Consider the following 23,779-nt stretch of genomic DNA (forward strand, 5'->3'; position numbering starts at 1 on the left):
GATCACCCCAGTCCGTGAAGGCCTCCTTCACTACCTTCAGGGTAGGCAAGGAGGCCTTCACGGACCGGACTCGCGCTCCGCCACAGCCAGAACCCAGCAGCCACCTAAGACACGGTCGGCTCTAGCCCGAAACGCCACTCACGACCCGCTTACGCGCCCTGCCCCTCAAGTACATGAAGGCCCCCTTCATTGCGCTAGACGCAGTGAAGGGGGCCTTCATGTACAGCGGCCCAGGCGTCAGGAGGTCTTGGCGGAGGTGGAGGCGGAGGAGTCGGCGGCCGCCTCCTGCTGCGCCAGTTCGTACTCGGCCGCGTCCGAAGCGGCGGTGACGGCTTCGGGCGCGCCACCGTGCAGCAGCCGCGCCACCTCACCGCGCAGCGTCACGAACTCGGCCGACTCGCGCGTGGTGATCTGGTCCCGCTCCGAGGGCAGCCCGACCGGCAGGTCCGCGACGATCGTGGCGGGCGACTTCGACAGCACCAGCACCCGGTCCGAAAGGTAGACGCTCTCGTCGATGTCGTGCGTGACGACGAGGATCGTGCTCCCGTTCTCGCGCTGCACGCGCCGGGTCAGGTCCTCGAGTTCGAACCGCGTCTGCGCGTCGACCGACGCGAACGGCTCGTCCATCAGCAGCAGGGCGGGACGGCTGGCCAAGGCCCGCGCGATCGACACACGCTGCTGCATACCGCCCGAGAGCTGCCACGGGAACTTCGAACCGACCCCCGACAGGCCGACCGACTCCAGCGACTCCTGTGCCCGCTTGCGGCGCTCGGAGCGGCTCAAGTCACGCCACCGCAAGGGGAACTCGACGTTCTTCTCCACCGAGAGCCAGGGGAACAGCGAGCGGCTGTAGTCCTGGAACACCACGGCGAGGTCGTCGGGCACGCCGGAGGAGATGGCTTCGCCGTGCAGGCTGACCCGGCCGGACGTCGGCTTGATCAGCCCGGCGATGCAGCGCAGCAGCGTCGACTTGCCGCAGCCCGACGGGCCCACGATGCTCGCGAGCTGTCCCGCTTCGACGGTGAACGACAGGTCGTTGACCGCGACGTGCGCCTTTTCTCCCGCGCCGTACCGGTGGTTCAGCCCGGAGACTTCGAGCATGGTTGACATCTTGCTGACCCTTCGAAAGAACTAGATACGGCCGTTGCGGGTGGGCTGCCAGCGAAGCACTCTCTGCTCCACCGCCAGGAAGGCCGCGTTGAACCCGAAGCCGAGCAGTCCGAGCAGGACGAGCCACGACCACATGAGCGGGAAGTCGAACGCCTGCTGCGCGTCCATCAGTGACCGGCCGATGCCGTTGTAGGAGCCGACCAGCTCCGAGATCACCATCAGCAGCAGCGAAATGGAGAGGCTCAGCCGCAGGCCGGCGAAGATCTTCGGCCCGGCGGCGGGCAGCACGATCGAGCGCACCCAGTACGACCGCGGGGTCCTGAACGACTTCGCGGTGTCGATCTTCACCTGGTCCACCGACCGGACGCCGTCCACGGTGTTGAGCAGCACCGGCCAGATCGCGCCGAAGATGATCGACCCGGTCTGCATCCCCGGCCCGAGTCCGAAGAGGACGATGAACACCGGGATCAGCGCGGGCGGCGGCACCGAGCGGAAGAAGGCGAAAAGCGGGCCGACGTAGTCCATCCCGTGTTTCGACCGTCCCAGCGCGACACCCAGCGCGACGCCGAGGGCACCGGCCAGCAGCCAGCCGCCGAGCGTCCGGCCGAGGCTCGGCAGCACGTTGTCGAACACGGTGTCGGTCAGGAACAGCTGCGAGGCCGGGCCGGTGAACCACAGCTTCACCGACGCGGCCACGATTTCGGTCGGCGGTGGGAAGAAGGGGCTTTCCCCGAGCCGGGACGCCAGCTCCCAGAGCCCGAGCAGGGCGAAGAACAGCAGCCAGTTGCGGACCAGGATGCCGAGGCCCCGGCCCACGCGCCTGCCGACGCGGCTGGTCAGCGTGAGGGTCGTCACGAGACCGCCTCCCGGTCGACCGTGCTCCAGCGGAACGCCCGCCTGCCGATCATTTCGAGTCCGCCGTTGATGAGGAAGCCGAGCGCGCCGACCACCACGGTGCCGGCGAGCACGAGGTCGAACCTGGTCGAACCGGTGCTGGCCTGCATGATGAAGTTGCCGATGCCGAGTTTGGCGCCGGCCAGGAACTCGGTGCTGACCACCGCGATCAGCGCGATGTTGGCGGACAGCCGGACCCCGGTGAACACGAACGGCGCGGTATGCGGCAGCGCCACCGACGTCAGCGTCCGGAACTTGCTCGTGCCGCAGGCTTTCGCGGTGTCCAGCAGCACGGGGTCGATCTCGCCGAGGGCGTAGATCGTGTTGAACATGATGGGCCACAACGACGCGTACACGGCCAGCGTGATCTTCGCTTCGGGACCGCCGCCGATCAGCAGGAGCACCAGCGGGATCAGCGCCACGGCGGGGATCGGCCGCAGGAACTCGACGACCACCGCGGTCGCGGTGCGCAGGCCGGGGATGCTGCCCAGCAGCAGCCCGGCGGGCACGGCGATGGCGACCGCGATGGCCAGGGCGATCGCCCACGCGAGGAACGTGGCGATCAGGTCCCGGATGAACTGCGTCTCCCCGAACTGTTCGACGATCGTCACGAGGACGACGGACGGCGGGGGGAGGAACTCTTTACGGACCAGGCCGGCCTGGACGATCACTTCCCACAGGAGGAAGAAACCGGCCAGACCGGCCAGGGCACGGAGAAGTCGTGGCACCTTTACCTTTATCCAGCTTGAGGGGCGAGCATCGGGGCGGCGTCGAGCTTGGCGGCGATCACGTTGGTCTGCAGCAGCAGATCCGGCACGCGCTGCAGGCGACGGGCGTCCAGGGTGGCCCCGAACGTCGGCAGCGTGAGCAGTGACGCGGTTTCGGCGTCGACCTTGGCGTACTTGACGATCATCGGCTCGATCTTGGAACGGTCGGCCGAATCGCGCACGGCCTTGGCCAGCGCGCGTTGGAACGCGGCGAGCGTCTTGGGGTTCTTGTCCACGAAGGACCCGAGCGCGCCGAAGCCCGCCAGGGGGAAGTCCGTGGTGGCGCCGGTGGCGATGTCGACGACCGGGGTGGCGCCGACGACCTTGGAGGCCTGGGTCAGGAACGGCTCGGGCAGGTATCCCGCGTCGACCTGGCCCGAAGAGAGCGCGGCGGCGATGTTCGGCAGCTGCATCGGCACCCACTGGACCTTGCTGGTGTCGACGCCGTGGTCCTTCATCACCGACACGGTGAGCAGGTGGGAGGCGGTGTTCTTGTCGGTGATCGCGATCTTCTTGCCCGCGAGGTCGTTGATCGTCTTGACCGACGAGGTCGGCACGGTGACGACCGCGTTGCTCTTCGGGCTGGCCGACACGGAGTCGGCGACGAGCCGGATGTCGGCCGCGCCCTTGGCCTTCGCGACGAAGAACGGCATGTAGGTGGAGAAGGCGATGTCGACCTCGCCGCCGATCATCTTGGTCATCGATTGCTGACCGCTGGGGGCGTCGACCGCTTCGACCTCGAGACCTTCGGCCTTGAAGTAGCCGCCTTCCTGCGCGAGCCGCAGCGGCGCGAGGTCGACGACGGGCAGCAGGGCCACCTTGATCTTCGGCTTCTCCAGGGCACCGTCCCCACCGGACGCCTTGGACGTGTCTTCGCCGCCGAGAGCGCCACAGGCGCCCAATGTGGCCAGCATGAGCGCGCTCAGGGCGACGCCGACGGCAGTCCGTCCTCTACGTGCACCACTCCTGCTCATGGTGTTTCGAAACAAAGCCAGCTCCTCGGAAACAATGAATCACCGTTTGGGTTTTTTCATCCGTGTCGTGGCTTCATTTCGCCAGGCACGCGGTCACCTTAGAGATTTGCCCACCTGCTCACAATGGGTGTCGTGAGCGGGTGATCATTTTAGGCCATTCGCCCGATCACTTGATCACCCGCTTGGACAACATCACTTTCAGTGACCGAATTCCGGATTAGGCGACTATTCGGAGTAACCGCGCGTCATCAACTCGTGGCCTGGGCCGCGATCATCGGGGCGACGTCGATCTTGGTCGGGATGGCGCCCATCTGCAGGAGCAGGTCCGGGACCCGCTGGATGCGGCGGGGGTCCAAGGTGGACTGGAAGGTCAGCAGCGTGGTCAGCGAGGCGGTGTCCTGGTCGATCTTGGCGTACTTGACCAGCAGCGGCTCGATCTTGGAGCGGTCCGCCGCGTCGCGGGTGGCCTTCTGCATGGCGCGCTGGAAGGCGGCCACGGTCTTCGGGTTCTCCGAGACGAACTTGCCGAGCGAGCCGTAGCCCGCGGTGGGGAAGTCCTGGGTGGCGCCGGTGGCGGTGTCCACGACCGGGACGGTGCCCGCCTGCTTGGCGGTCTGCGTGATGAACGGCTCGGTCAGGAAGCCGGCGTCGATGTCGCCGTTCTTGAGGGCGGACCCGACGTTCGGCAGCTGGATCGGCACCCACGTGACCTTGCTGGCGTCGACGCCGTGGTCCTTCATGACCGACTTGGACAGCGTGTCGGACACGGTGTTCGGCGCGGTGATGCCGATTTTCTTGCCCGCCAGGTCGCTGACGCTCTTCACCGACGACGTCGGCAGCGTGACCAGCATCGTGCTCTTCGGGCCCGCCGAGGAGGCGTCCGCGACCAGCTTGATGTCGGCGGTGTTCTTGCTCATCGCGATGAAGAACGGCGTGTAGCTCGCGTAAGCGATGTCGACCTCGCCGCTGATCAACTTGGTCAGGGAGATCTGGCCGGTGCCGGCTTCGATCGCCTCGACGTCGAGGCCTTCGTTCTTGAAGTAGCCGCCGTCCTGGGCGAGGCGCAGGGGCGCGAGGTCGATGGTCGACATCACGGCGACCTTGATCTTCGACTTCTCGAGGTTGCCCGAGCCACCGGAGGAGGACGAATCGTCACCGCCGAGGAGGCCGCAGCCGCTGACCGATACCGATACGACGGCCGCCATCGCGAAGGCGAGGGCTCCGCGCCGGCCCCGGCTGGCGCTCAAGGCCTTCTTCGAGCTTGCAGAGCCAAGCAAGTGATGCTCCTGATCAAGCGAGGGACACGTGATGACGTGGCCAGATGTGGAATTCGGAAGTGACTCTTTGTCGGAGTCACGGGCTCACTGTAGAGAACGGACAACGCGCTCACAATGGGTGGTCATCCCATGATCCCAAGTGGTAACAATCACCCGAACAGGCTGTTTGTCAGAAGTGAACACAACTCGGCGTGTTCGTGCCGGGGACTTGTTGACGATTGAGCGCGGACAGGTCAAGACCCGTCCGGTGTCTTCTTGGAGGTCTTGTCCAAAGGGTTACATCTGGGGCTACCGTTCGCTACCCTCATGCACCGGTAGTGAGGTGTGGACCACTGATGTAGTGAAAGAGAGTGCCTTGGATGGCCGAACGCTCTGGACCTTTCCCGAGGTGCAAGGCACTCTGTGTTGAACAAGAACCCGGTGTTGAACACTTCGGACACGTCCGTGCTTCACTGGTGCGCGCTCGCGCACTGGCGGGTTAGGCCGAACAGACCAATGACGCCAGGCGGGAATTCGGCCAAGTGCACTTGAGAGACTGCGTCAAAGACGACTTCCTCATTCGTCAGAGTGAGCACTCGCGTCATGCGTCCCCCTGCCGGCCGGCAGGAGCGTGCGGGTAGTGGTCTCCGACAACCGACCCAGACAGCAGCAGTACGGCATGTCCAAAATGGGCTTTCCCGGCCCGGATGAAGATGATGGTGGTGCGGCGGTGCCGAACGAAGACACCGCGGGGGTGGGAGGGACCCCTGCGCGGGAAACCGGAGACGGTCCTGGGGGGAAGGCAGGGTCGTTCCTCGGCCTGCGTAACTGGCGTCTGCGATCCAAGCTCGCGGCCGTCCTGATCATCCCGACGCTGACCGCGCTCGCGCTCGGCACGCTGCGCGTGATCGACGACAGCAGCGAGGCGGCCCGGTTCCAGGACACGGCCGATCAGGTCGCGTTCGCCGACAAGATCACCCTCGTGGTGCACGAGCTGCAGAGCGAACGCGCGCTCGCCGTCGCCCGCATCTCCTCGCAGGACGGGTCGCGGCAGACCGGTCTCGACGCGCAGATCGCCAAGGTCGACCGCGCCGTCGACGACCTGCGGGCTTCGGCGAACCAGATCAACCCGGACGACCAGGACACGAGGGACCGCTACTCGCGTGGTCTGCAGCGGCTCGACGCGCTGCGCCCGCTGCGCGGCGCGATGAACACCTCGCTACTGGGCGACACCCCGGTCCTGATCGCCTACTCCGGCATCCTCGACTCGCTGGTCCAGCTCGGCCGCGAGGTGACCACCGCGGTGGCCAACCGCGACGTGCTCCGGCTCGGCGTCACCGTGCAGGCCATCAGTGAGAGCAAGGAGTTCATCGCCCGCGGTGACGCGGCGCTGCTGATCGCCTCCTTCCGCTCCTCGTTCCCCGGCGACCTGTTCGACCAGGCCCGTTCGGCGGTCGCGAGTGGCGATGCCTCGACGGCGGCCTTCATCGCCAACGCCAGCCCCGAACAGCGGCAGCTCTACTCGGACACCTTCTCGGGCCCCGAGGTCGACGACCGCCGCCGGATCACCACGATGGCGTTCTCCCTGCAGCAGCAGAACCAGACGCCGTCGATCGACAACGTCGCGCTCGGCAACGACAGCCGGGTCGCGCTGGACAAGCTGCGCGCGGTCGAGACGAACCTGCTCGGCCAGCTGCGGGCCCAGGCGGACGGCCTGGCCACCGACGCGATCAACTCGGCCTGGATCGGCGGCGCGATCGTGCTGCTGGCCCTGCTCGCGGCGCTGTTCCTGATGCTCGTCATCGCCCGCCTGATGCTGCGCCCGCTGCGGGTGCTGCGGAAGACGGCGCTCGACGTCGCCTACACACGACTGCCGGAAACCGTGCAAGCCATCTTGGACGACCCGGACCCGGTCAACGCCTCGAAGCGGTCGGTCGAGCCGGTTCCCGTCACTTCGCGTGACGAGATCGGTGAAGTCGCGCGTTCCTTCGACGTCGTCCACGAACAGGCCGTCAAGATGGCCGCCGAACAGGCCCTCCTGCGCGAGAACGTCAACGGCATCTTCGTGAACCTGTCCCGCCGGTCGCAGCGGCTGGTGGAACGCCAGCTGGGCGTCATCGACCGGCTGGAGGCCGACGAGCAGGACCCGGACCACTTGGCCAGCCTGTTCGAGCTCGACCACCTCGCCACGCGGCTGCGCCGCAACGGTGAAAGCCTCCTGGTGCTCTCGGGCGCCGGTCTCGCGAAGTCGGTGCCCAAGCCGGTGCCCGCCGCCGACGTCATCGGCGCCGCGGTCTCGGAGATCGAGCAGTACGCCCGGATCGAGATCGGGATCGTCCCCGAGGTCGCCGTCCAGGGCCTGACGATCCACGACCTCGTGCACGTGCTCGCGGAACTGCTGGACAACGCCACCTACTTCTCCGAGCCGGAGACAAAGGTGACCGTCCGCGCGGTGATCACCCGCAAGAAGGCGCTCGCCATCCAGGTCACCGACCACGGTGTCGGCATGACCGACGAGCGCCTCGCCGAGGTCAACCAGCGTCTGGCCGACCCGCCGGACCTGGACGTCTCGGTGACCCGGCGGATGGGCCTGTACGTGGTCGCGCGCCTGGCGCGCCGCCACGGCATCGAGGTCCGGCTCCGGGAGAACGAGGACATCGAGGGCGGCGTGATCGCGCGGGTCGTCGTGCCCGCCGAGCTGCTCACGCAGATGCGGCCCGGCGTGCGGAACACCCCGCCCCCGCCGAACCGCTCGGAAACGTCGATGCCTTCGATGCCGTCGGTGTCCGAGATGTCGAGTTCGCTGCCGAGCGTCCCCGCCTCCGACCGCGGCCTGGAGATGACCCCGCCGCCGCCGTCGAAGCCCCCGGCGCCGCAGCCGGTCGCGCAGCAAGGCGGACTCGTCCCGCTCGACCAGCCGATCAGCCTCGACGACCTGGTCGCGGGCAAGAACGCGGCGGGGCCGTTCCTCAGCCCCGCGGCCCCCGCCGAGGAGTCCCCGGCGTGGCCGACGGCCGACGACCTCCCGCCGTCGAACGGCGACGGCGCCTCCAGCGGCACGGACACCCAGTTCGCACCGCTCGTGCTGCCGAAGCGGGAGCCGAAGTACGTCCCGGTGACCCCGCCCGAGCCGCCTCGGCGGTCCGAGGAGCCTTCGGACGCCGGCAAGTCGGCGCTCGAAGACGACGTGCCCACGCGGCGGCTGCCGATCTACCAGTCGGTGCTGTCGCGCTGGTTCAGCGAAGGTGACGAGGCCGGGAGCGACACCCCGACCACCTACACCGAGCCGGTCGGGTCCGACGTGCCCGAGCAGGCCCGCAACGGTGGCGACGAAGCAGCGGAACCCGCCGTCGAGGACGCCCCCGAAGAGGCATTGCCCACTCGGACCCCGCAGAGTGTTCCGCCGGAGACGGTGCTCCAGGACAATGGCTGGCGCAGCGCGTCGGACGACGGCTGGCAGGCGGCGCAGGTCCTGTACGAAGATCGGAACGACGAGATCACCCCGGCGGGCCTGCCCAAACGGGTGCCGAACCAGTACCTCGTCCCCGGTTCGATCGGCGGGAACGAGCCGAAGAAGGAAGACTCGTTCGCCGACAAGACTTCCGGAATGCCGGGTACGGGTGCGATCGCCCGCTCGGCGACGGCGGCCCGCAGCCGGATGGCAAGCTTCCAGCAGGGTTACAAGTCGGGACGGCACGCGTTGAAGGACCGCCCGCTCGATGCGCTGGATGACAACGGCGTTCCGGTGACTGGCAGGGGTGCGGATTCCCCTGCCGATGACAGCAGTAAGGAGTGACAGTGACACGGGCGGGTGCGATGCAGCCGGGTGGTCCGGCGCAGCCTGGCGGCCAGGCGCAGGGTAAAGGACACACGAGCAGCTTTGCCTGGCTGATCACGGATTTCGTGCACCGGGTCCCGGGCGCGGCGCATGCCGTGGTGGTGTCGGCGGACGGTTTGCTGCTGGCCTCCTCGAAGGGGCTTCCCAAGGACAGGGCCGATCAGCTGGCCGCGGTCGCGTCGGGGCTCACCAGCCTCGCGCGCGGTGCGGCGAAGGTGTTCGAAGGCGGCACGGTCGCGCAGACGGTGGTCGAGATGGCCAATGGCTTCCTCTTCCTGATGTCGGTGTCCGACGGTTCCTGCCTGGCGGTCCTGGGGTCGCCGGAGAGTGACATCGGCCTGGTCGTCTACGAGATGACCTTGCTGGTGGAACGGGTGGGGCAACAGCTGACACCGGAGATGCGCGCGCAGCTGCAGGGCGCGTCGGTCCGCCGCTGAGCGACCGGGAACCGAGGAGATTGCCGTGGACGACGGGCGCTTGAGGGGCGATGGCCGGCTCGGTGACGACTTCAACGGCGGGTGGTCGGAACGTGACGACGGCCGGGAGGACTGGACGTCCTTCCGGGACCGGGTCGACCGCGAATGGCGCTCGCGCCGGGCACAGGGGTCGGACAGCGACCCCGTGTCCCCGGACGAGGCCTCCCGCTGGCTGACCGATTCGAACGCGGGACAGGGACCCGCCGATTTCAGCGTCTCGGACTACCGGGAACGCCTCCTCGGCGGCCCCGGGGCGGAACTGTTCGGTGGTGGCAGTGGTCCGCTCTACGACTCCGGCGAGTTCGCCAGGTTCTCCTTCGACAAGGAGGAGGAACGAAGGGCGGCGGCAGCGGCCGCCGACCCGCTCGCCGCGGCACTGCCGCAGCAGGCGCAGAACGAGTTCGTCGACGAGCAGTACACCACCGACGTCGAATCCTCCGGCCTGGTCCGGCCGTACTTCCGCACGCGGGGCCGGACCAAGCCGACGTACGACCTTGCCATCGAGGCGTTGATCTCGACCAGTGAACAGGGACGGGTGCTCGACCGGGTACGCGTCCCCGAACACCGGTCGATCTGCGACCTTTGCCTGGACACCCGGTCCGTCGCCGAAGTCGCGGCGCTGTTGCGCCTGCCGCTCGGCGTGGTCCGGGTGCTGATCGGAGACGTGGCCGGCCTCGGTCTGGTCCTGGTGCACACCGCCAGCCAGAACGTGGGTGACCGGCCGAGTATCGAGTTCATGGAGAGGGTGCTCAGTGGGCTTCGGAGAATTTGACTCCGACGCGAATGCGCCGCAGGTGACCGGACCGACTTCGTCGGCCAAGATCGTGGTCGCTGGCGGATTCGGCTCGGGGAAGACCACGCTGGTCGGGGCGGTATCGGAGATCGATCCGCTGACCACCGAGGCCATGATGACCGAGGCCAGTACCGGCGTCGACGACAATTCGGCCACCCCGAACAAGTCGACGACGACCGTGGCCATGGACTTCGGCCGGATTTCGCTGGACTCGGACCTGGTGCTGTACGTGTTCGGTACGCCGGGCCAGCACCGGTTCTGGTTCATGTGGGACGACCTCGCGGTCGGCGCCATCGGCGCGGTCGTGCTGGTCGACACGCGGCGGCTCGCCGACGCGTTCCCGTCGATCGACTTCTTCGAGAACCGGAAGCTGCCGTACGTCGTGGCGATCAACTGCTTCGACCGGCTGCTGCACCACCAGATCGAGGACGTCCGGCACGCGCTGACGATCTCACCGTCCGTGCCGATCATGGCGTGTGACGCACGGGAGCGTGAGTCCGCCAAGCAGGTGTTGATCTCGGTCGTGCAGCACGCCATCGCGCACGATTCGGCGTTGCGCGCAGGGTAGAAACACGACACAAGAGGGTGCGCGCGGGGTAAAAACACGACACAAGAGGGTGCGCGCGGGGTAAAAAACAGACGAAAGCCCGGAGCGGATGCGGCCGTTGGAGTGAACTCGGCAGGCTTCACCCGCTTCGGGGGTGGTGCCACCTGTCGGATCGAACGCGGGGCGATCCCTTTCACGCGATCCGGTGCCGGTAGTGCCCGATCGGGTGGTCGAAACGTCGGTGACCTGCGTGGACGTCGATTCACCCCTGGTCGCGCCAGGCCACCAAGGGGTGACCCACGAATGCGTGGTTCGGCATGTGTCGACGCGGTGAGCGGCTGGACGTTCACGTTCGGTTAACACCCTCCGCCGGGTGGCGGGCTCGACACGATCGGCGGGACGAATACGCTGGGTGGAGGCGTCTTCGTGCTCGGCGGTACCGGATCGGTGCTGGTCTGTGCTGGTCATCGGGAGACGCCCGGACCACGCCGCCCAGGTGGTCTTGACGCAGCGAGGAGGGACTTGTGACGGCATCCGGGCAGCAGAGCTCGTTCGGCTGGCTCATCACGGATTTCGCGCGCCGGGTTCCCGGCGCGGCGCACGCCGTGCTGGTCTCCGCGGACGGGCTTCTCCTCGCGCCGTCGGACGGGCTGCCGCAGGAGCGCGCCGAACAGCTGTCCGCGGTCGCCTCCGGGCTGATCAGCCTCACCGCCGGCGCGGCGCGCTGCTTCGACGCGGGCGGGGTCAACCAGACCGTCGTGGAGATGGAACGCGGGTACCTCTTCCTCATGTCGGTCGCCGACGGCTCCTCGCTCGCCGTCCTGGCGGCGCCGACCTGCGACATCGGCACCGTGGCCTACGAGATGACCCTGCTCGTCGAGCGGGTCGGGCAGCAGATCACCCCCGAGCTGCGGGCGCAGCTGCAGGGCGGCGTACGTGGGTAACCGCCGATGAAGATCACCGGATTCACCGAACCGGAACCCTCCGGCTGGGACTCCCTCTATCAGGGCACCGAACGCGAGTCTTTCGATTCGCCGAGCCGGTTCGAACTGAGCTCGATCAGCACGGTCATGCCGCGGCGCCCGGCCAAGCCGCCGGAGCCGGTCCCGACGCCTCCTTCGCCCGCGTCGACGCTTTCGTCGATGCCTTCGCCGATCCGGCAGTCGCCGCCGCCTCGCTCCAGGGCGGAACCCGCTTCGGTCTACCTGCCCACTTCGGGCTCCCGGGTGCGGCCCTACACGCGCACCGGCGGGCGCACCCGCACCGCGCACGACCTGGCGCTGGAGGCGCTGGTGTCGACCAGCGAGGACGGCCGCCGGTATCGCGGTGTGCGGACTCCCGAGCACCGGCAGATCTGCGACCTGTGCCTGGACACCCGGTCGATCGCGGAGATCGCCGCGCACCTGCGGCTGCCGCTGGGCGTCGTGAAAGTGCTCGTCGGCGACATGGCGGACGCGGGCCTGGTGCTGATCCACCAGACGGAGCTGATCCTCGGCGACTCCTCCTCGCGCGCTTTCATGGAGCGCGTGCTTCAGGGCCTTCGCGCTCTTTAGGACTTTCTCGGAAGTTCCGCTGTGTCCACTTTGCCCGGTCCGGTAGGGTTCGGCTACTTCGCCGTCGAGCGAAGAACACCTGACTGGGGAGTCATCGTGAAGAAAATCGGAGCGGTCACCCTTGTGGCCGGAACCGTCCTGGCCGCCTCGCTCGCGGGAGCCGGCGTGGCCAGTGCAGAGGAGAAGAGGGGCACCAAGTGCCTCACGCCCACCAAGGAATGCAAGCTCGCTTCGGGCTTCTTCCCCGGTGGGCAGATCCACGTCGACATCGACGCGATCGGGCAGAACTACTACTTCACCTGGACGCTGGGCAACTGCAAGGGCGGTGCCTACGTCGCGGACCCGCCGAGGTCCTTCACCTGCACCCTGCCCGCCAGCTTCTACACGCTGACCGGGCGGAACGAGCCGTTCACCGTTCAGTGGGAGATGGGTCTGCGCTGGGGCTGATTTCGTTCTCGTCGGGCCGCGGTACTCGCTTTCGTGAGTGCCGCGGCCGTTGCTTTCCGGCGCTTTGCGGCTTCATCCGATGTCCCCAATGTGGCATTGGGGACACTCAGCGTCCCCAATGCCACATTGGGGACATCAAGCCTCGACGTGCGAGACCGCATCCAGAGGACTAAACGCGGGCGTCAGTCTTCGACGAGGGCGGCCGAGGTGATCCGGTGCAGCGGGTACCGCTCGTTGTCGGTCCCTTCCAGGACCCCACCGCCGACCCGCATCGGCCGCACCACCCGCTGACTCGCCGTCCCGCGTGAGTCGACGAACCCGATCCACACCTCCCGGCGCTCCATGGTCGCTTGCGACAGCAACGCCAGCGTCGCGGACGTGTCCCCGGCGCCGCCTCCTTGCGGCGCCCGCACGGTCTCGCCGCGACGACGCGCCGAAGCGGCGTCACCGGCTCGGACGTGCGCGACGATCTTGCCGACCTGGTCGTCCGTCAGCCCGGCAGGCTCCCCAGGGGCCCGACGCGCGGCACGCGCCTTCGCGGGCAGACGACGGCCGGACGGCCTGATGTCCATGACGCGTCCGTCGGGTCCCTCGGCGGCCGGGGCGAACCCGGCGGCGCGAAGGGCGTCGAGGACTTCGGCGAGCGGGTACGCGCTGATGAGCACTGTCGGCGCGATCATGCGCAAGCCGTACTCGGTCGCGACGGGGCTCCCCATGACCTCCGCGAGCAGCGACGCGTCATCGCAGCGCAAGAACGACTCGGCGGCCCCGCCGCGCAGCCGCCCGTGCCGCCGGGCGACGTCGTCGATCAGGTAGCTCAGCGACTGCGGCACCGGCGTCGCCGACTTCGCCGTGAACAGCTGGTGCAGTTCGCCCGCGGTCCGCCCGGTGTCGAGCGCGCGCCGCACGGACGTCTCGGTGATCCGGTAGACGGTCGCGTGCCCGGCCGATTCGATGTCGGCGACGGCGGTCATCTCGGCCGCGAGCTCGGCTTCCAGCGGTCCCGGCGCGACCACGGTCAGGTCGGCCTGGACCAGGACGTGGTCCACCGGACGCGGCAGCGCGTCGAGCATCGCCTCGATCGCTCCTGGCCGGTCCTCGGCCAGCAGCGCCCTCGTCGCCGTGGTGAGCCCGCCGAGCCCGATCAGGCCGAGCGCGGACGCCTCGGCCATCGTCCAGCGCACGGTCTCGTCCCGCAGCCGCCCGCCCCGCCGCGGCGCGCGCCAGGCGAGCGCGGCGACCAGCTCGTCGGTGCTCTTCACCCCGGCGCCTTCGGGCAGCGCGGCCAAGGCGAGCAGGATCCGCCGCCGCGAGGTGGGTGCCAGCGGACGGCGCAGATCCTCCGAAAGCGGCGCGATCGGCTTGTCCTTCGCGTCGCGTCCGCCGGCGAGACCGGGCAGTCGGGGCAGTTCGAGCCAGGCCTGCGCGACCGTCATCCAGCGTTGCGCCGTCGGCGACGCGAGCCACGAATCCGTGAGCGTCGTCGGTACCCATTCCGGCGTGGTCGCTTCGCTGTCGGCCACCAGCCCGGCGCCGACCGCGAGCTCCGCCAGCAGGGTCACCCGCGTCTCGTCGACGTCGAGATCCTTCGCGAGCTTCTTCAGTTCGCGGACCCCGAGCCCGCCGGACTTCAGCACCGGCGGCGGCGTCTCCGACCACGAGCGGAGCATGGTTTCGGTCTGGCGCAAGAACTCCATCGCCTCACCGGCCGCCGTTGTGTCCACTGTGGACTGCTGATGCGGATGCACGGGGAGTTCCGGTTCGCGCAGCGACGCGGGTTCGAACACCGTCCCGCCGCGCAGGGCGATCCCGATCTCACGCGGCAGTTCGACGGTCTGATCGTCCCGGCGCAGCAACAGTCCCCGGGCGAGCAGCCGCTGGACGGGGTTCTGCGCCCGCTCCAGTGGGACGTCGGCCGACGCGTCGCGGGTGCGGCCGATCGGCGGCCCGGCGGCAAGCGTCGTCAGCAGGGCGCGTTCGTCCTCGCCGACGTCGGCGAGCGCGGCCTGGATGTCCGTTCCGGCGAGCGAGGGCGAAGACGATCCCAGTCCGGCGGGGAAAGGGCCGAGCGCGTCGCGGGCCGACGGCGGGACGCGCAGCGCGTCGTCGTCACCCCAGACCAGCGCCCGCGTGCGCAACAGCGTCAGCGCCGCGCCGATCCCGGCGCCCGCGAGCCGGGATACCTCGGCCGCGGGGACCGGATCGGTGTCCGCTCCGGCGAGCAGCAGGGCGTCGAGCACGGCGAGGGTGAAGGTGTCGAGGTCTTCGCAGGCGCGCGCGACGGAACCCGGCGTGCCTGCCCGGGTGGCGAGCACGATGGTGTCGGACGGGGGTGGCGTGGACAGGTCGCGACGTGCGCGCAGCAGTGCCGCGAGGGCGTCGTCGGACTCCTGGCGAAGCCAGTCCGCCAGGGAGGGCGCGGGCATAGGGGACCAGGATACCGGGCGGGTGGAGGCCCGGCAGCCACGTTCGGGCAGACTGTCCCTTGAGAACGGCTTGACCATGCTCGGGAGGACGTTGTGGCGAAGGGCGAGAACAAGAAGCGCGCGGGGATCGACCCGACGTGGCCCGGTGAGGACGGGGAGCACCCGGTCACCGAGCTCGCATCGGATCGGCAGGGCGCCCTGTCCCCGTTCGGCGACGTGACCTTCCCGCTCGAAGCGGTGCCCTACGTGCACCCCGAAACCGAGATCAACCGGTAAAGCTACTGGTCAGTTACCCCCTGCGAGGGTTCGTGGCGGTCGTCACGGGAGTAGGTTTTCGATCGACCTATTCGAGCGTTCCTCAGCGGGGGTAGTGCCATGCCGGTTCCCGGTCCCGGATATTCGATCACCGTCCGGGTGGAGGCCCCCGCGTCGTCCACCGCGGCGGGTGACCTGACCACGGCCGTCGGCCGGGTCGGCGGCGTGCTGACCGCGTTCGACGTCGTCGAGTCGCACCCCGACTCGATCGTCGTCGACATCAGCGCCAACGCCCTGTCGGAGAATCACGCGCAGGACATCACGCAGACCCTGGACTCGATGCCGGGCGTCCGCGTCCGCAAGGTCTCCGACCGGACGTTCCTGATCCACCTCGGCGGCAAGATCGAGGTCAGCCCCAAGGTCGCGCTCCGCAACCGTGACGACCTCTCCCGCGCGTACACGCCGGGTGTCGCCCGCGTCTGCCAGGCGATCGCGGCGAACCCCGAGGACGCGCGCCGCCTGACCATCAAGCGCAACACGGTCGCGGTGCTCACCGACGGTTCCGCGGTGCTGGGGCTGGGCAACATCGGCCCGGCCGCCGCGCTCCCGGTGATGGAGGGCAAGGCGGCGCTGTTCAAGAAGTTCGCCGACGTCGACGCGTGGCCGGTCTGCCTGGACACCCAGGACACCGAAGAGATCATCATGATCGCGAAGGCGCTCGCGCCGGTCTACGCGGGCATCAACCTCGAGGACATCGCCGCGCCGCGCTGCTTCGAGATCGAGAAGCGCCTGCGTGAGCAGCTCGACATCCCGGTGTTCCACGACGACCAGCACGGCACCGCGATCGTCGTGGTCGCCGCGCTGCGCAACGCCCTGCGCGTGGTCGGGAAGAACATCGAAGACTGCAAGATCGTCGTCAGCGGTGTCGGCGCGGCGGGCTCGGCGATCATCCGCCTGCTGCTGCGCAAGAACCCGGGCGACATCGTGGCCGCCGACATCGACGGCATCGTGCACTCCGCGCGCGGCAACCTCGACGACAACCTGACCTGGATCGCCGAGCACACCAACAAAGAGCAGCAGGCGGGCACGCTGCACGAGGCGCTCGTCGGCGCCGACGTGTTCATCGGGGTCTCCGCGCCGAACCTGTTCGGGGCCGAGCAGGTCGCGACCATGAAGTCCGACGCGGTCGTGTTCGCGCTGGCCAACCCGGACCCGGAGATCGACCCCCTGGAAGCGGGGAAGCACGCCGCCGTGGTCGCCACCGGCCGCAGCGACTTCCCGAACCAGATCAACAACGTCCTCGCGTTCCCCGGCGTCTTCCGCGGGCTGCTCGACGCGCAGGCGCACCACATCGACGACTCGATGCTGCTCGCGGCCGCCGACGCCATCGCGGACGTCGTGGACAACGGCAAGCTGAACGCCTCGTTCATCGTGCCGAGCGTCTTCGACAGCGCCGTCGCCCCCGCCGTCGCCGACGCCGTGAAGAAGGCGGCCAAAGCAGGTCAGCAGTAGGGCGCGATACCAAAGGTCCCTTGCTCCATTCGGCGGCATCGTCATCACTGAGGCCGACCCCGGGGGCCGACTCCAGGGTGACGACTCCGCACATGACCCGCTCCTAGTCTCGATTTCGACCAAGAAGTCGATCATGACGGGGGTTGGGGATGAATCGCTCTGTCCTGAGCAGGATCGGGACACTGACGGCCGCGGTGGTCACCACGGCGGTACTCGTACCGGCCTCGGCGTCCGCCGCGGCCGGTGCGCTGGACTGGGAAGCCTGTGCGGACGCGCCCACACTGCAGTGCACCACCTTGAAGGTCCCGCTCGACTACCGGAACCCGGGCGGGAAGACCATCGACATCGCCGTTTCGAAGCTCGCCAGTACCAAGCCGGCGAAGCGGCGCGGCGTCATGCTGACGAATCCGGGCGGCCCCGGTGGCCCGGGGCTGACCATGCCGGAATCCCTGCGCGCCGCGGGTATGCCGGCGAGTGTGCTCGACGCGTACGACATCATCGGGTTCGACCCGCGGGGGATCGGGCACAGCACGCCGGTCACCTGCGATCTCAAGCCCGAGCAGCTGGTCAGCAACGTCCCGCCGTACGCGCGTGACGCGGCGGCGGTGGCGGAGCGGGCGACGCAAGTGGCCGGTGTCGCGAAGCAGTGCGGTGAGTCGAAGACCGCGGGGATCCTGCCGTACATCACCACGGCCAACACCGCCCGCGACATGGACCGGATCCGGGAAGCCCTGGGCGAGAAGAAGCTCTCGTACTACGGCGTCTCGTACGGCAGCTATCTCGGCGCCGTGTATTCGACGCTGTTCCCGCAGCGGACCGACCGCATCGTGCTCGACAGCGTGGTCGGCCCGGGCGGGCTCGACCCGTCGACTTCGCGCCGGCTCGCGGAGGGTTTCCAGGACCGCTTCCCGGACTTCGCGAAGTGGGCGGCGGCACGGCACGCCAGCTACGGGCTCGGCAGTACCCCGCGGCAGGTGACGGCGAAGTTCTACGAACTCGCCGCCAAGCTCGACGGCGGCGCGGTCCCCGGCGTGGACGGCGCGGCGTTCCGGATGGGCACGTTCGGCGCGCTGTATTCGACCAGGTCCTTCCCCACGCTGGCGCAGCAGTGGCAGGCGCTCGACGGCGAAGGCGTGCTGAAGCAGTCCGCTCAGGCCGCGCAGATCGACATGGGCAACGTGCTGTCCGGCCAGCTGCACGTGGTCTGCAACGACGCGAACTGGCCCGAGAACGTCGGGACGTATCAGCGCAACGTCGAGAAGGACCGGGTCAAGTACCCGATGTTCGGCGCCGCCGGCGCCAACATCTGGGCGTGCGCGTACTGGCCGTCCGAGTCGATCGAGCCTGCCGTGCGGATCGGCGACCGTGGCCCGTCGAACATCCTGGTGGTGCAGAACCTGCGTGACCCCGCCACTCCGCTCAGCGGGGCCAAGGAGACACGGCGCGCGCTGGGTGACCGCGCGCGGATGGTGTCGGTCGACGACGGCGGGCACGGGGTCTGGCTGAGCTCGGAGAACGCTTGCGGCAACAACGCCGTCAACCGGTTCCTCGTGGACGGCAAGCGTCCCGCGCACGACACGGCCTGCGCCGCGGACAACGGCGGGTACTTCGGCTCGATGTCGCCGGAGCAGCGCCAGGACCGGGAGAAGGCGCTCGACGAGGTTCGCTCGAAGCAGCGCATGTTCTGAGGACTAGCCTGCTGGGCGTGAGTGAACTCAGCCACGTCGACCATACGGGCGCCGCCCGTATGGTCGACGTTTCCGGCAAGACGCCCACCGCCCGCACCGCGCTGGCGGGCGGCACCGTGCACACCACGGCCGAGGTGCTCGGCCTGCTGGCGACGGACGGGCTACCCAAGGGCGACGCCCTCGCGACCGCCCGGATCGCGGGCATCATGGGCGCGAAGAAGGTGCCCGAGCTGATCCCGCTCTGCCACCAGATCGCGCTGTCCGGGGTGAAGGTCGAGTTCGCTCTCGACGAGACCGCCGTGCACATCACCGCGACCGCGAAGACCAACGACCGCACCGGCGTCGAGATGGAGGCGCTGACCGCCGTCGCCGTCGCCGGGCTGACCCTGCACGACATGATCAAGGCCGTCGATCCCGCCGCGACCCTCGACGACGTCCGCCTGATCCGCAAGGACGGCGGCAAGACCGGGACCTGGGAGCGGCCGTGAACCGGGTCGCCAGGGTGATCGTGGCGTCGAACCGCGCCGCGAAGGGTGTCTACGAGGACACGACCGGTCCGGTCATCACGGCCTGGCTCGCCGAGCGAGGCTGGGACGTGCCGGAACCCGTGGTCGTCGAGGACGGCGAACCGGTCGGCGAGGCCTTGCGGGACGCCGTCGCGGCCCGGGTCCAGGTGATCGTGACCACCGGCGGCACCGGCATCTCGCCGACGGACCGCACCCCGGACGTCACGCGCGCCGTCCTCGACTACGAACTCCCCGGCGTCGCGGACGCGATCCGGGCCGCCGGACTGCCCAAGGTGCCCACGGCCGTGCTCTCGCGCGGAGTCGCCGGCGTCGCCGGACGGACCCTGGTGGTGAACCTGCCCGGCTCACGCGGCGGCGTGAAGGACGGCCTGGGCGTATTGGACGGGATCCTCGACCACGCCGTCGACCAGCTGGCGGGCGGCGACCACCCACGGGAGGCACAGCAGTGAGCGTTCGGGTCGCACGGACCGCGGTGGTCGACGAGCCGCTTTCGGTCGAGGAACACGCCCGGCTGGTGGACGACGCGGCCGCGGGCGCCGTCGTCACCTTCGGCGGGGTCGTGCGGGACCACGACGGCGGGCGGTCGGTGGAACGGCTCGCCTACGAAGGTCACCCCAGTGCTTCGGAGGTGCTCGCGGAGGTCGTCGCGGATCTCTCCGGGAAGTGGACCGGGGTGCGGGCGGTCGCCGTGAGTCACCGGTTGGGCGCGCTGGCGATCGGGGACGTCGCGCTGGCGTGCGCCGTGGCGGCCGAGCACCGGGGCCAGGCTTTCGCCGCCTGCTCGGAGCTGGTCGACGAGGTCAAGGCGCGGCTGCCGGTGTGGAAGCACCAGCACTTCACCGATGGCAGCGACGAGTGGGTCAATTCGCCGTAGCGAGGGGCGGAGCGCTTTGGTGGTCGTGAGTGGCGTTTCGGGTTAGAGCGGACCGGTATCTGTCTGCCTACGTCTGACCTGCGCGAGGGTGGCGGTTTCGCGTCTGCCAGCGCGACGGTGGAGGATTTGGGACGTTGAACGTCCCAAATCCTCCACACTCGACCGGTCACACCAGTGGGCAGGCAAAAACGAGTCCGCCAGAACCCGAATCGCCACTCACGACCAGCCCGCCCCACGCGGTACCGGCTCCGGATACGACAAGGCCCCACCGCCGGGGGAATAGCGCGGTGGGGCCTTGACAGCCGTGACGTGGCCACGCGGGGAATCCCCGCGGGCATCACGACCTACTGGTGCTCAAGAGCTCACTTGGTGGCGAGCTTCTGACCGACGACGATGAAGTCGGCGTTCGACACGTAGTCCTTGTTCAGGTCCTGGAGCTTCTGGAAGCCGCCCTGGACGTTGAACTTGGACGCGATCTTCGACAGCGTGTCGCCCGCCACGACGGTGTAGTCACCGGCCGGGTTGGAGTTGGCGACCTTGGCGGCCGGCGCCTGGACCGGAGCCTGCTGCTTCTGGACCGGGGCGGTCGACTTCTTCGGGGTCACCTTCTTGGTGGCCTTCGGAGCGCTCGACTTGGCCTTGGCGGGGCTGGCGGAGCCGCCCTTCTTGCCACAGACCGGCCACGCGCCGATGCCCTGGCCCTGGAGGACCCGCTCGGCGACGGCGATCTGCTGCTCGCGCGAAGCGTTGTGCGCGCTGCCGGTGCCGCCGTAGGCGCGCCAGGTGCTCTGCGAGAACTGGAGACCACCGTAGTAGCTGTTACCGGTGTTGGTGCTCCAGTTGCCGCCGCTCTCGCACTGCGCGATGGCGTCCCAGTTGGTCGCCGACGCGGGGGTCGCGGCGATTGCGAGGGGAGCGCCGACCGCGACGCCCGCAATGGCAACGCGAGCGATGTGGCGGGTGGCGGCGGACATCTTGCGGTGCTTGCCTCGGTAAGACATGTGAGTAAATCTCGCTCCCTGCGCCTACGAGCCGGTGCTGAGGGAAGACCCAGGGGTCTGGCCGGCCGTCTCAGGCCGGCTGACTTCGCCTGACGCACGCCGCGTCGGCTCGGTCCCCTCGTCCCTGTCCGGAAATGCTTTCGCTCGGGGTTGGGTCCGGGAATCCGTTGGACAGGGCTAGGCGCTACGGGTTCCCGGTGTTGCGTGGTCGGTCGGGGCCAACCGAAAAGCGACGGTACGTAACGAACGAGCCCAACGGAAATTATTCGAGCCGTGACCTACGTCACAGTAACGGCACGCAACCTCCGGCGATTCGACTGTTTTCCCAGGTCAGTGGGCCGTTACCGGACCGTTTCCTGGCCGAGATAATTCACGGATCGTGAGGCTTGCATCACGTGGATTAAGGGATGATTGGCCCATTCGTGCGCCTTCGCGCGCGAATGGGCCGCGCACTTTAGCGAGCCCTCAAGAAGTTCGCCAGCCCTGGCAGGTCATCCGTATTCAGGTGGTCGACCCCGGCGGCGACCAGCTCTTTCCATAACGCTTCACGTGCTGGTCCAGCGGTATCCGGCGTGGCCCAGAAACGCACGCGCTGACCCGCCGCGTGGGCGTCTTTGACCAGTTTGTGTAGTTTCGCCCGCTCTTCGGCGGGGAAGGGGCCCGCGCCGGTCCAGGTGAACAGTCCGGTCCAGGAGTCGGAGACCAACGGGGTCACCCGGGGGTCGGAGCCGATCCCGAGGTCGTTCTCGTCCTTGACGCGGCCGTCGTAGAAGGCGAGCCGGAACCTCTGTCCGAGCATCACGTCCTTGGGCCGCCCGCCGGACAGCACCGCGGTGACGGCCCGCTTCTGGACGTGCCCGAACGCGTACAGAGAGAAGAGGAAGGAATAGCGCGGGTCGTACAGCCGCTTCTCCAGGGCCGCGTAAGTGCTGTTCGCGTCGCCCTTGACGTCGATCAGCAGCTGGAACTCCTGCCGCTGCCGGTAGACGCCGCCGTGGTTGGCCAGGACGCGCTTGCGCAGCGGCTCCAGGTAGAGCGACTCCAGGGTGCGGTCCGGGCGGGTGTCCGCGAGGTCGTGCGCGACCAGCAGTTGCCCGTCCACGAGATAGATGTCGGCCTCGACGCTGGTGAAGCCCTGATCGAGCGCGTCCTGAAGCGGACGCGTGTGCTCGTAGTCGTTGTGGCTGTGCGCCTGCGGCAGCGGCCGGACGCCGCGTTCGTGGGCGGAGACCGGCGCTGTCGCCAGACTCGTGGCGGCGACCGCGGCGAGCAGCGCGGCGAGGATACGGCGGGGAGTGATCACTGGCGCATCCTCGGCGGCTTCGGCGTCCGGGTGGTGAATTCCGGGCGGACGGCGGGTCAAAGGCCCCGGAACGCCTCACCGGGGGAGCAAGGGACCTTTGCTATCGCTTTTCGCCGTTAGCGCAGGTCAGAGCCGGGGTCAGCCGCCGGCGAACGGGGGCAGGACGTCCAGTTCCGACGCGTCGGTCAGCGGCCGCGTGAGATCCCGCACCGCGACGCCGTCCAAGAGATAGGAGACCGCGTCGAGCAGCTTCGCCAGCTTCTCCGGGTGGAGTTCGCGCAGGTGGGCGACGACATCGGCGACGCGGGCGCCGTCCGGCAGTGACACCTTCTCCTCGTCGAGGCCCACGGCCGCGCGGGCCGACGCGAAGTACCGCACCACGATGGTCACCATGTCAGCCGCCGATCGCGCTCATGGGCCGGATCGGCTGCGCGAAGCCGGCCTCGTTGATCTCGTGCCCGGCGAGCTTGCCCCACATGGTCGCCCGCCACGCGTCCGCCACCTCTTCTTCGCGCGCGCCCGCGCGCACGAGGGCACGGAGGTCGGTCTCGTCGTTGCTGAACAGGCACGAGCGCACCGCGCCGTCCGCCGTCAGCCTCGTCCGCTCGCAGGCGCCGCAGAACGGCCGCGTCACCGACGCGATCACGCCGACGTCGCCGGGGCCGCCGTCGACCAGCCAGCGTTCGGCGGGCGCGCCGCCCCGCGCGGCGGGGAACGGCGAGAGCGAGAACTCCTTGCCGAGCATGCCGAGGATCTCCTCGGCGGTGATCATGTCGCGCCGGTTCCACCCGTGCTGCGCGTCCAGCGGCATCTGTTCGATGAACCGCAGGTGGTAGCCCTCGGCGAGGCAGAACTTCAGCAGCGGCACGGCCTGATCCTCGTTCAGCCCGCGCATCAGCACCGCGTTCACCTTCACCGGGTCCAGGCCCGCCTCACGCGCGGCGGCCATGCCCGCCAGCACGTGCGACAGCCTGTCGCGGCGCGTGATCGTCTCGAACAGCGCGCGGTCGACGGTGTCCAGCGAGACGTTGATCCGGTCCAAGCCCGCGTCGGCGAGCGATTTCGCGCGCTTCGCGAGCCCGATCCCGTTGGTGGTCATGGAAAGCCGCGGCCGCGGTTCGAGCGCCGCGACCCGTTCGACGATCTTCTCCAGCCCTTGGCGCAGCAGCGGTTCGCCGCCGGTGAGCCGGATGTCGGTGATCCCGAGCCGTTCGACGGCGATCCGCAGCAGGAGTACGAGTTCGTCGTCGGTCAGCACGTCCGCGCTCGGCATCCACTCCAGCCCTTCGGCGGGCATGCAGTAGGTGCAGCGCAGATTGCACTTGTCGGTGAGCGACACCCGGAGGTCGGTCGCCACGCGGCCGAAGGTGTCGATCAGAGCGGGGTTGTCCGGCCTGGGCACGCTGGGGCGGCCTCGTGTACCGGGGACACGGGGAAACCCGAGATCGACTGCTGTCATTGACACCAGACTAACCCCGAAGCGGGCGAAAGCCGACTGTCTAGAATCTCCATTCCCAGCGAATCGGTTTCTTCCCGAA

The 23,779-nt window shown here is 68.8% G+C and carries 21 protein-coding genes and 1 pseudogene; 12 read left to right on the top strand and 10 right to left on the bottom strand.

From position 1 onward, the window contains the following. Window positions 1-237 precede the first annotated feature (237 nt). The 5 genes from ACFWMR_RS16270 to ACFWMR_RS16290 form a co-directional block, all read right to left on the bottom strand. Complete coding sequence (locus ACFWMR_RS16270; RefSeq protein WP_378378931.1) at window positions 238-1,110, bottom strand: ABC transporter ATP-binding protein; 873 nt, start codon at window positions 1,108-1,110, stop codon at window positions 238-240. Window positions 1,111-1,131: 21 nt separating this feature from the next. After that, window positions 1,132-1,965, bottom strand: coding sequence for an ABC transporter permease (locus tag ACFWMR_RS16275; RefSeq protein ID WP_093938673.1), 834 nt, complete (start codon window positions 1,963-1,965; stop codon window positions 1,132-1,134). Next, entirely contained in the window at window positions 1,962-2,732 is a 771-nt protein-coding gene (locus tag ACFWMR_RS16280) for an ABC transporter permease (protein WP_378378932.1), read from the bottom strand. The genes ACFWMR_RS16275 and ACFWMR_RS16280 overlap by 4 nt, the downstream gene beginning before the upstream one ends. Window positions 2,733-2,740: 8 nt before the next feature. Next, window positions 2,741-3,685: an ABC transporter substrate-binding protein gene (locus ACFWMR_RS16285; protein WP_378378933.1), complete on the bottom strand. Its 945-nt coding sequence runs from the start codon at window positions 3,683-3,685 to the stop codon at window positions 2,741-2,743. Window positions 3,686-3,993: 308 nt separating this feature from the next. After that, window positions 3,994-4,950 (bottom strand): ABC transporter substrate-binding protein, encoded by a 957-nt coding sequence (locus tag ACFWMR_RS16290; protein ID WP_378378969.1) that lies wholly within the window; start codon window positions 4,948-4,950, stop codon window positions 3,994-3,996. Between the two features lie 730 nt (window positions 4,951-5,680). On the opposite strand from ACFWMR_RS16290, the gene ACFWMR_RS16295 reads away from it, so the two are divergent. The 7 genes from ACFWMR_RS16295 to ACFWMR_RS16325 all read left to right on the top strand — a co-directional run bounded on the left by ACFWMR_RS16295 (window position 5,681) and on the right by ACFWMR_RS16325 (window position 12,655). Continuing rightward, window positions 5,681-8,797, top strand: a complete 3,117-nt coding sequence (locus ACFWMR_RS16295) for a sensor histidine kinase (RefSeq protein WP_378378934.1) — start codon at window positions 5,681-5,683, stop codon at window positions 8,795-8,797. A gap of 20 nt (window positions 8,798-8,817) precedes the next feature. Next, window positions 8,818-9,276, top strand: coding sequence for a roadblock/LC7 domain-containing protein (locus ACFWMR_RS16300; RefSeq protein WP_085939650.1), 459 nt, complete (start codon window positions 8,818-8,820; stop codon window positions 9,274-9,276). Window positions 9,277-9,301: 25 nt separating this feature from the next. Beyond that, complete coding sequence (locus ACFWMR_RS16305; protein ID WP_364211604.1) at window positions 9,302-10,087, top strand: DUF742 domain-containing protein; 786 nt, start codon at window positions 9,302-9,304, stop codon at window positions 10,085-10,087. Continuing rightward, entirely contained in the window at window positions 10,068-10,676 is a 609-nt protein-coding gene (locus ACFWMR_RS16310; RefSeq protein ID WP_007033392.1) for a GTP-binding protein, read from the top strand. The genes ACFWMR_RS16305 and ACFWMR_RS16310 overlap by 20 nt, the downstream gene beginning before the upstream one ends. A 503-nt stretch (window positions 10,677-11,179) precedes the next feature. Further along, a complete protein-coding gene (locus ACFWMR_RS16315; RefSeq protein ID WP_005156190.1) occupies window positions 11,180-11,599 on the top strand; it encodes a roadblock/LC7 domain-containing protein in 420 nt (139 codons plus the stop codon). A 6-nt stretch (window positions 11,600-11,605) separates the two neighbouring features. Beyond that, window positions 11,606-12,208: a DUF742 domain-containing protein gene (locus ACFWMR_RS16320; protein WP_378378935.1), complete on the top strand. Its 603-nt coding sequence runs from the start codon at window positions 11,606-11,608 to the stop codon at window positions 12,206-12,208. 96 nt (window positions 12,209-12,304) lie between these two features. Continuing rightward, entirely contained in the window at window positions 12,305-12,655 is a 351-nt protein-coding gene (locus ACFWMR_RS16325; protein WP_093938679.1) for a hypothetical protein, read from the top strand. A 182-nt stretch (window positions 12,656-12,837) separates the two neighbouring features. Here ACFWMR_RS16325 and ACFWMR_RS16330 read toward each other — a convergent pair whose 3' ends face one another. Further along, window positions 12,838-15,081, bottom strand: coding sequence for a helicase-associated domain-containing protein (locus ACFWMR_RS16330; RefSeq protein WP_378378936.1), 2,244 nt, complete (start codon window positions 15,079-15,081; stop codon window positions 12,838-12,840). A gap of 93 nt (window positions 15,082-15,174) precedes the next feature. On the opposite strand from ACFWMR_RS16330, the gene ACFWMR_RS16335 reads away from it, so the two are divergent. The 5 genes and pseudogenes from ACFWMR_RS16335 to ACFWMR_RS16355 all read left to right on the top strand — a co-directional run bounded on the left by ACFWMR_RS16335 (window position 15,175) and on the right by ACFWMR_RS16355 (window position 19,937). Continuing rightward, a complete protein-coding gene (locus ACFWMR_RS16335) occupies window positions 15,175-15,357 on the top strand; it encodes a hypothetical protein (RefSeq protein WP_005156172.1) in 183 nt (60 codons plus the stop codon). A gap of 99 nt (window positions 15,358-15,456) precedes the next feature. Then, window positions 15,457-16,848 (top strand): NAD-dependent malic enzyme, encoded by a 1,392-nt coding sequence (locus ACFWMR_RS16340; RefSeq protein ID WP_378378937.1) that lies wholly within the window; start codon window positions 15,457-15,459, stop codon window positions 16,846-16,848. Window positions 16,849-16,997: 149 nt separating this feature from the next. Then, window positions 16,998-18,536: an alpha/beta hydrolase gene (locus ACFWMR_RS16345; protein ID WP_378378938.1), complete on the top strand. Its 1,539-nt coding sequence runs from the start codon at window positions 16,998-17,000 to the stop codon at window positions 18,534-18,536. Between the two features lie 17 nt (window positions 18,537-18,553). Further along, window positions 18,554-19,024, top strand: coding sequence for a cyclic pyranopterin monophosphate synthase MoaC (gene moaC, locus ACFWMR_RS16350; RefSeq protein ID WP_039917570.1), 471 nt, complete (start codon window positions 18,554-18,556; stop codon window positions 19,022-19,024). After that, window positions 19,021-19,937, top strand: a pseudogene (locus tag ACFWMR_RS16355) (molybdenum cofactor biosynthesis protein MoaE). The gene moaC and the pseudogene ACFWMR_RS16355 overlap by 4 nt, the downstream one beginning before the upstream one ends. Before the next feature lie 362 nt (window positions 19,938-20,299). Here the strand turns inward: ACFWMR_RS16355 and ACFWMR_RS16360 are convergent. The 4 genes from ACFWMR_RS16360 to moaA form a co-directional block, all read right to left on the bottom strand. Continuing rightward, entirely contained in the window at window positions 20,300-20,938 is a 639-nt protein-coding gene (locus ACFWMR_RS16360; protein WP_093938685.1) for a LysM peptidoglycan-binding domain-containing protein, read from the bottom strand. A gap of 454 nt (window positions 20,939-21,392) precedes the next feature. Next, on the bottom strand, window positions 21,393-22,241 hold the full coding sequence (locus ACFWMR_RS16365; protein WP_378378939.1) for a phosphatidylinositol-specific phospholipase C/glycerophosphodiester phosphodiesterase family protein: 849 nt from the start codon (window positions 22,239-22,241) through the stop codon (window positions 21,393-21,395). A gap of 138 nt (window positions 22,242-22,379) precedes the next feature. Next, window positions 22,380-22,634 (bottom strand): MoaD/ThiS family protein, encoded by a 255-nt coding sequence (locus ACFWMR_RS16370; protein WP_378378940.1) that lies wholly within the window; start codon window positions 22,632-22,634, stop codon window positions 22,380-22,382. Window position 22,635: 1 nt separating this feature from the next. After that, entirely contained in the window at window positions 22,636-23,700 is a 1,065-nt protein-coding gene (gene moaA / locus ACFWMR_RS16375) for a GTP 3',8-cyclase MoaA (RefSeq protein ID WP_378378941.1), read from the bottom strand. Window positions 23,701-23,779 lie beyond the last annotated feature (79 nt).

Origin of the sequence: Amycolatopsis thailandensis, assembly GCF_042723255.1 — a bacterium.
GTDB classification, from domain to species: Bacteria; Actinomycetota; Actinomycetes; order Mycobacteriales; family Pseudonocardiaceae; genus Amycolatopsis; species Amycolatopsis thailandensis.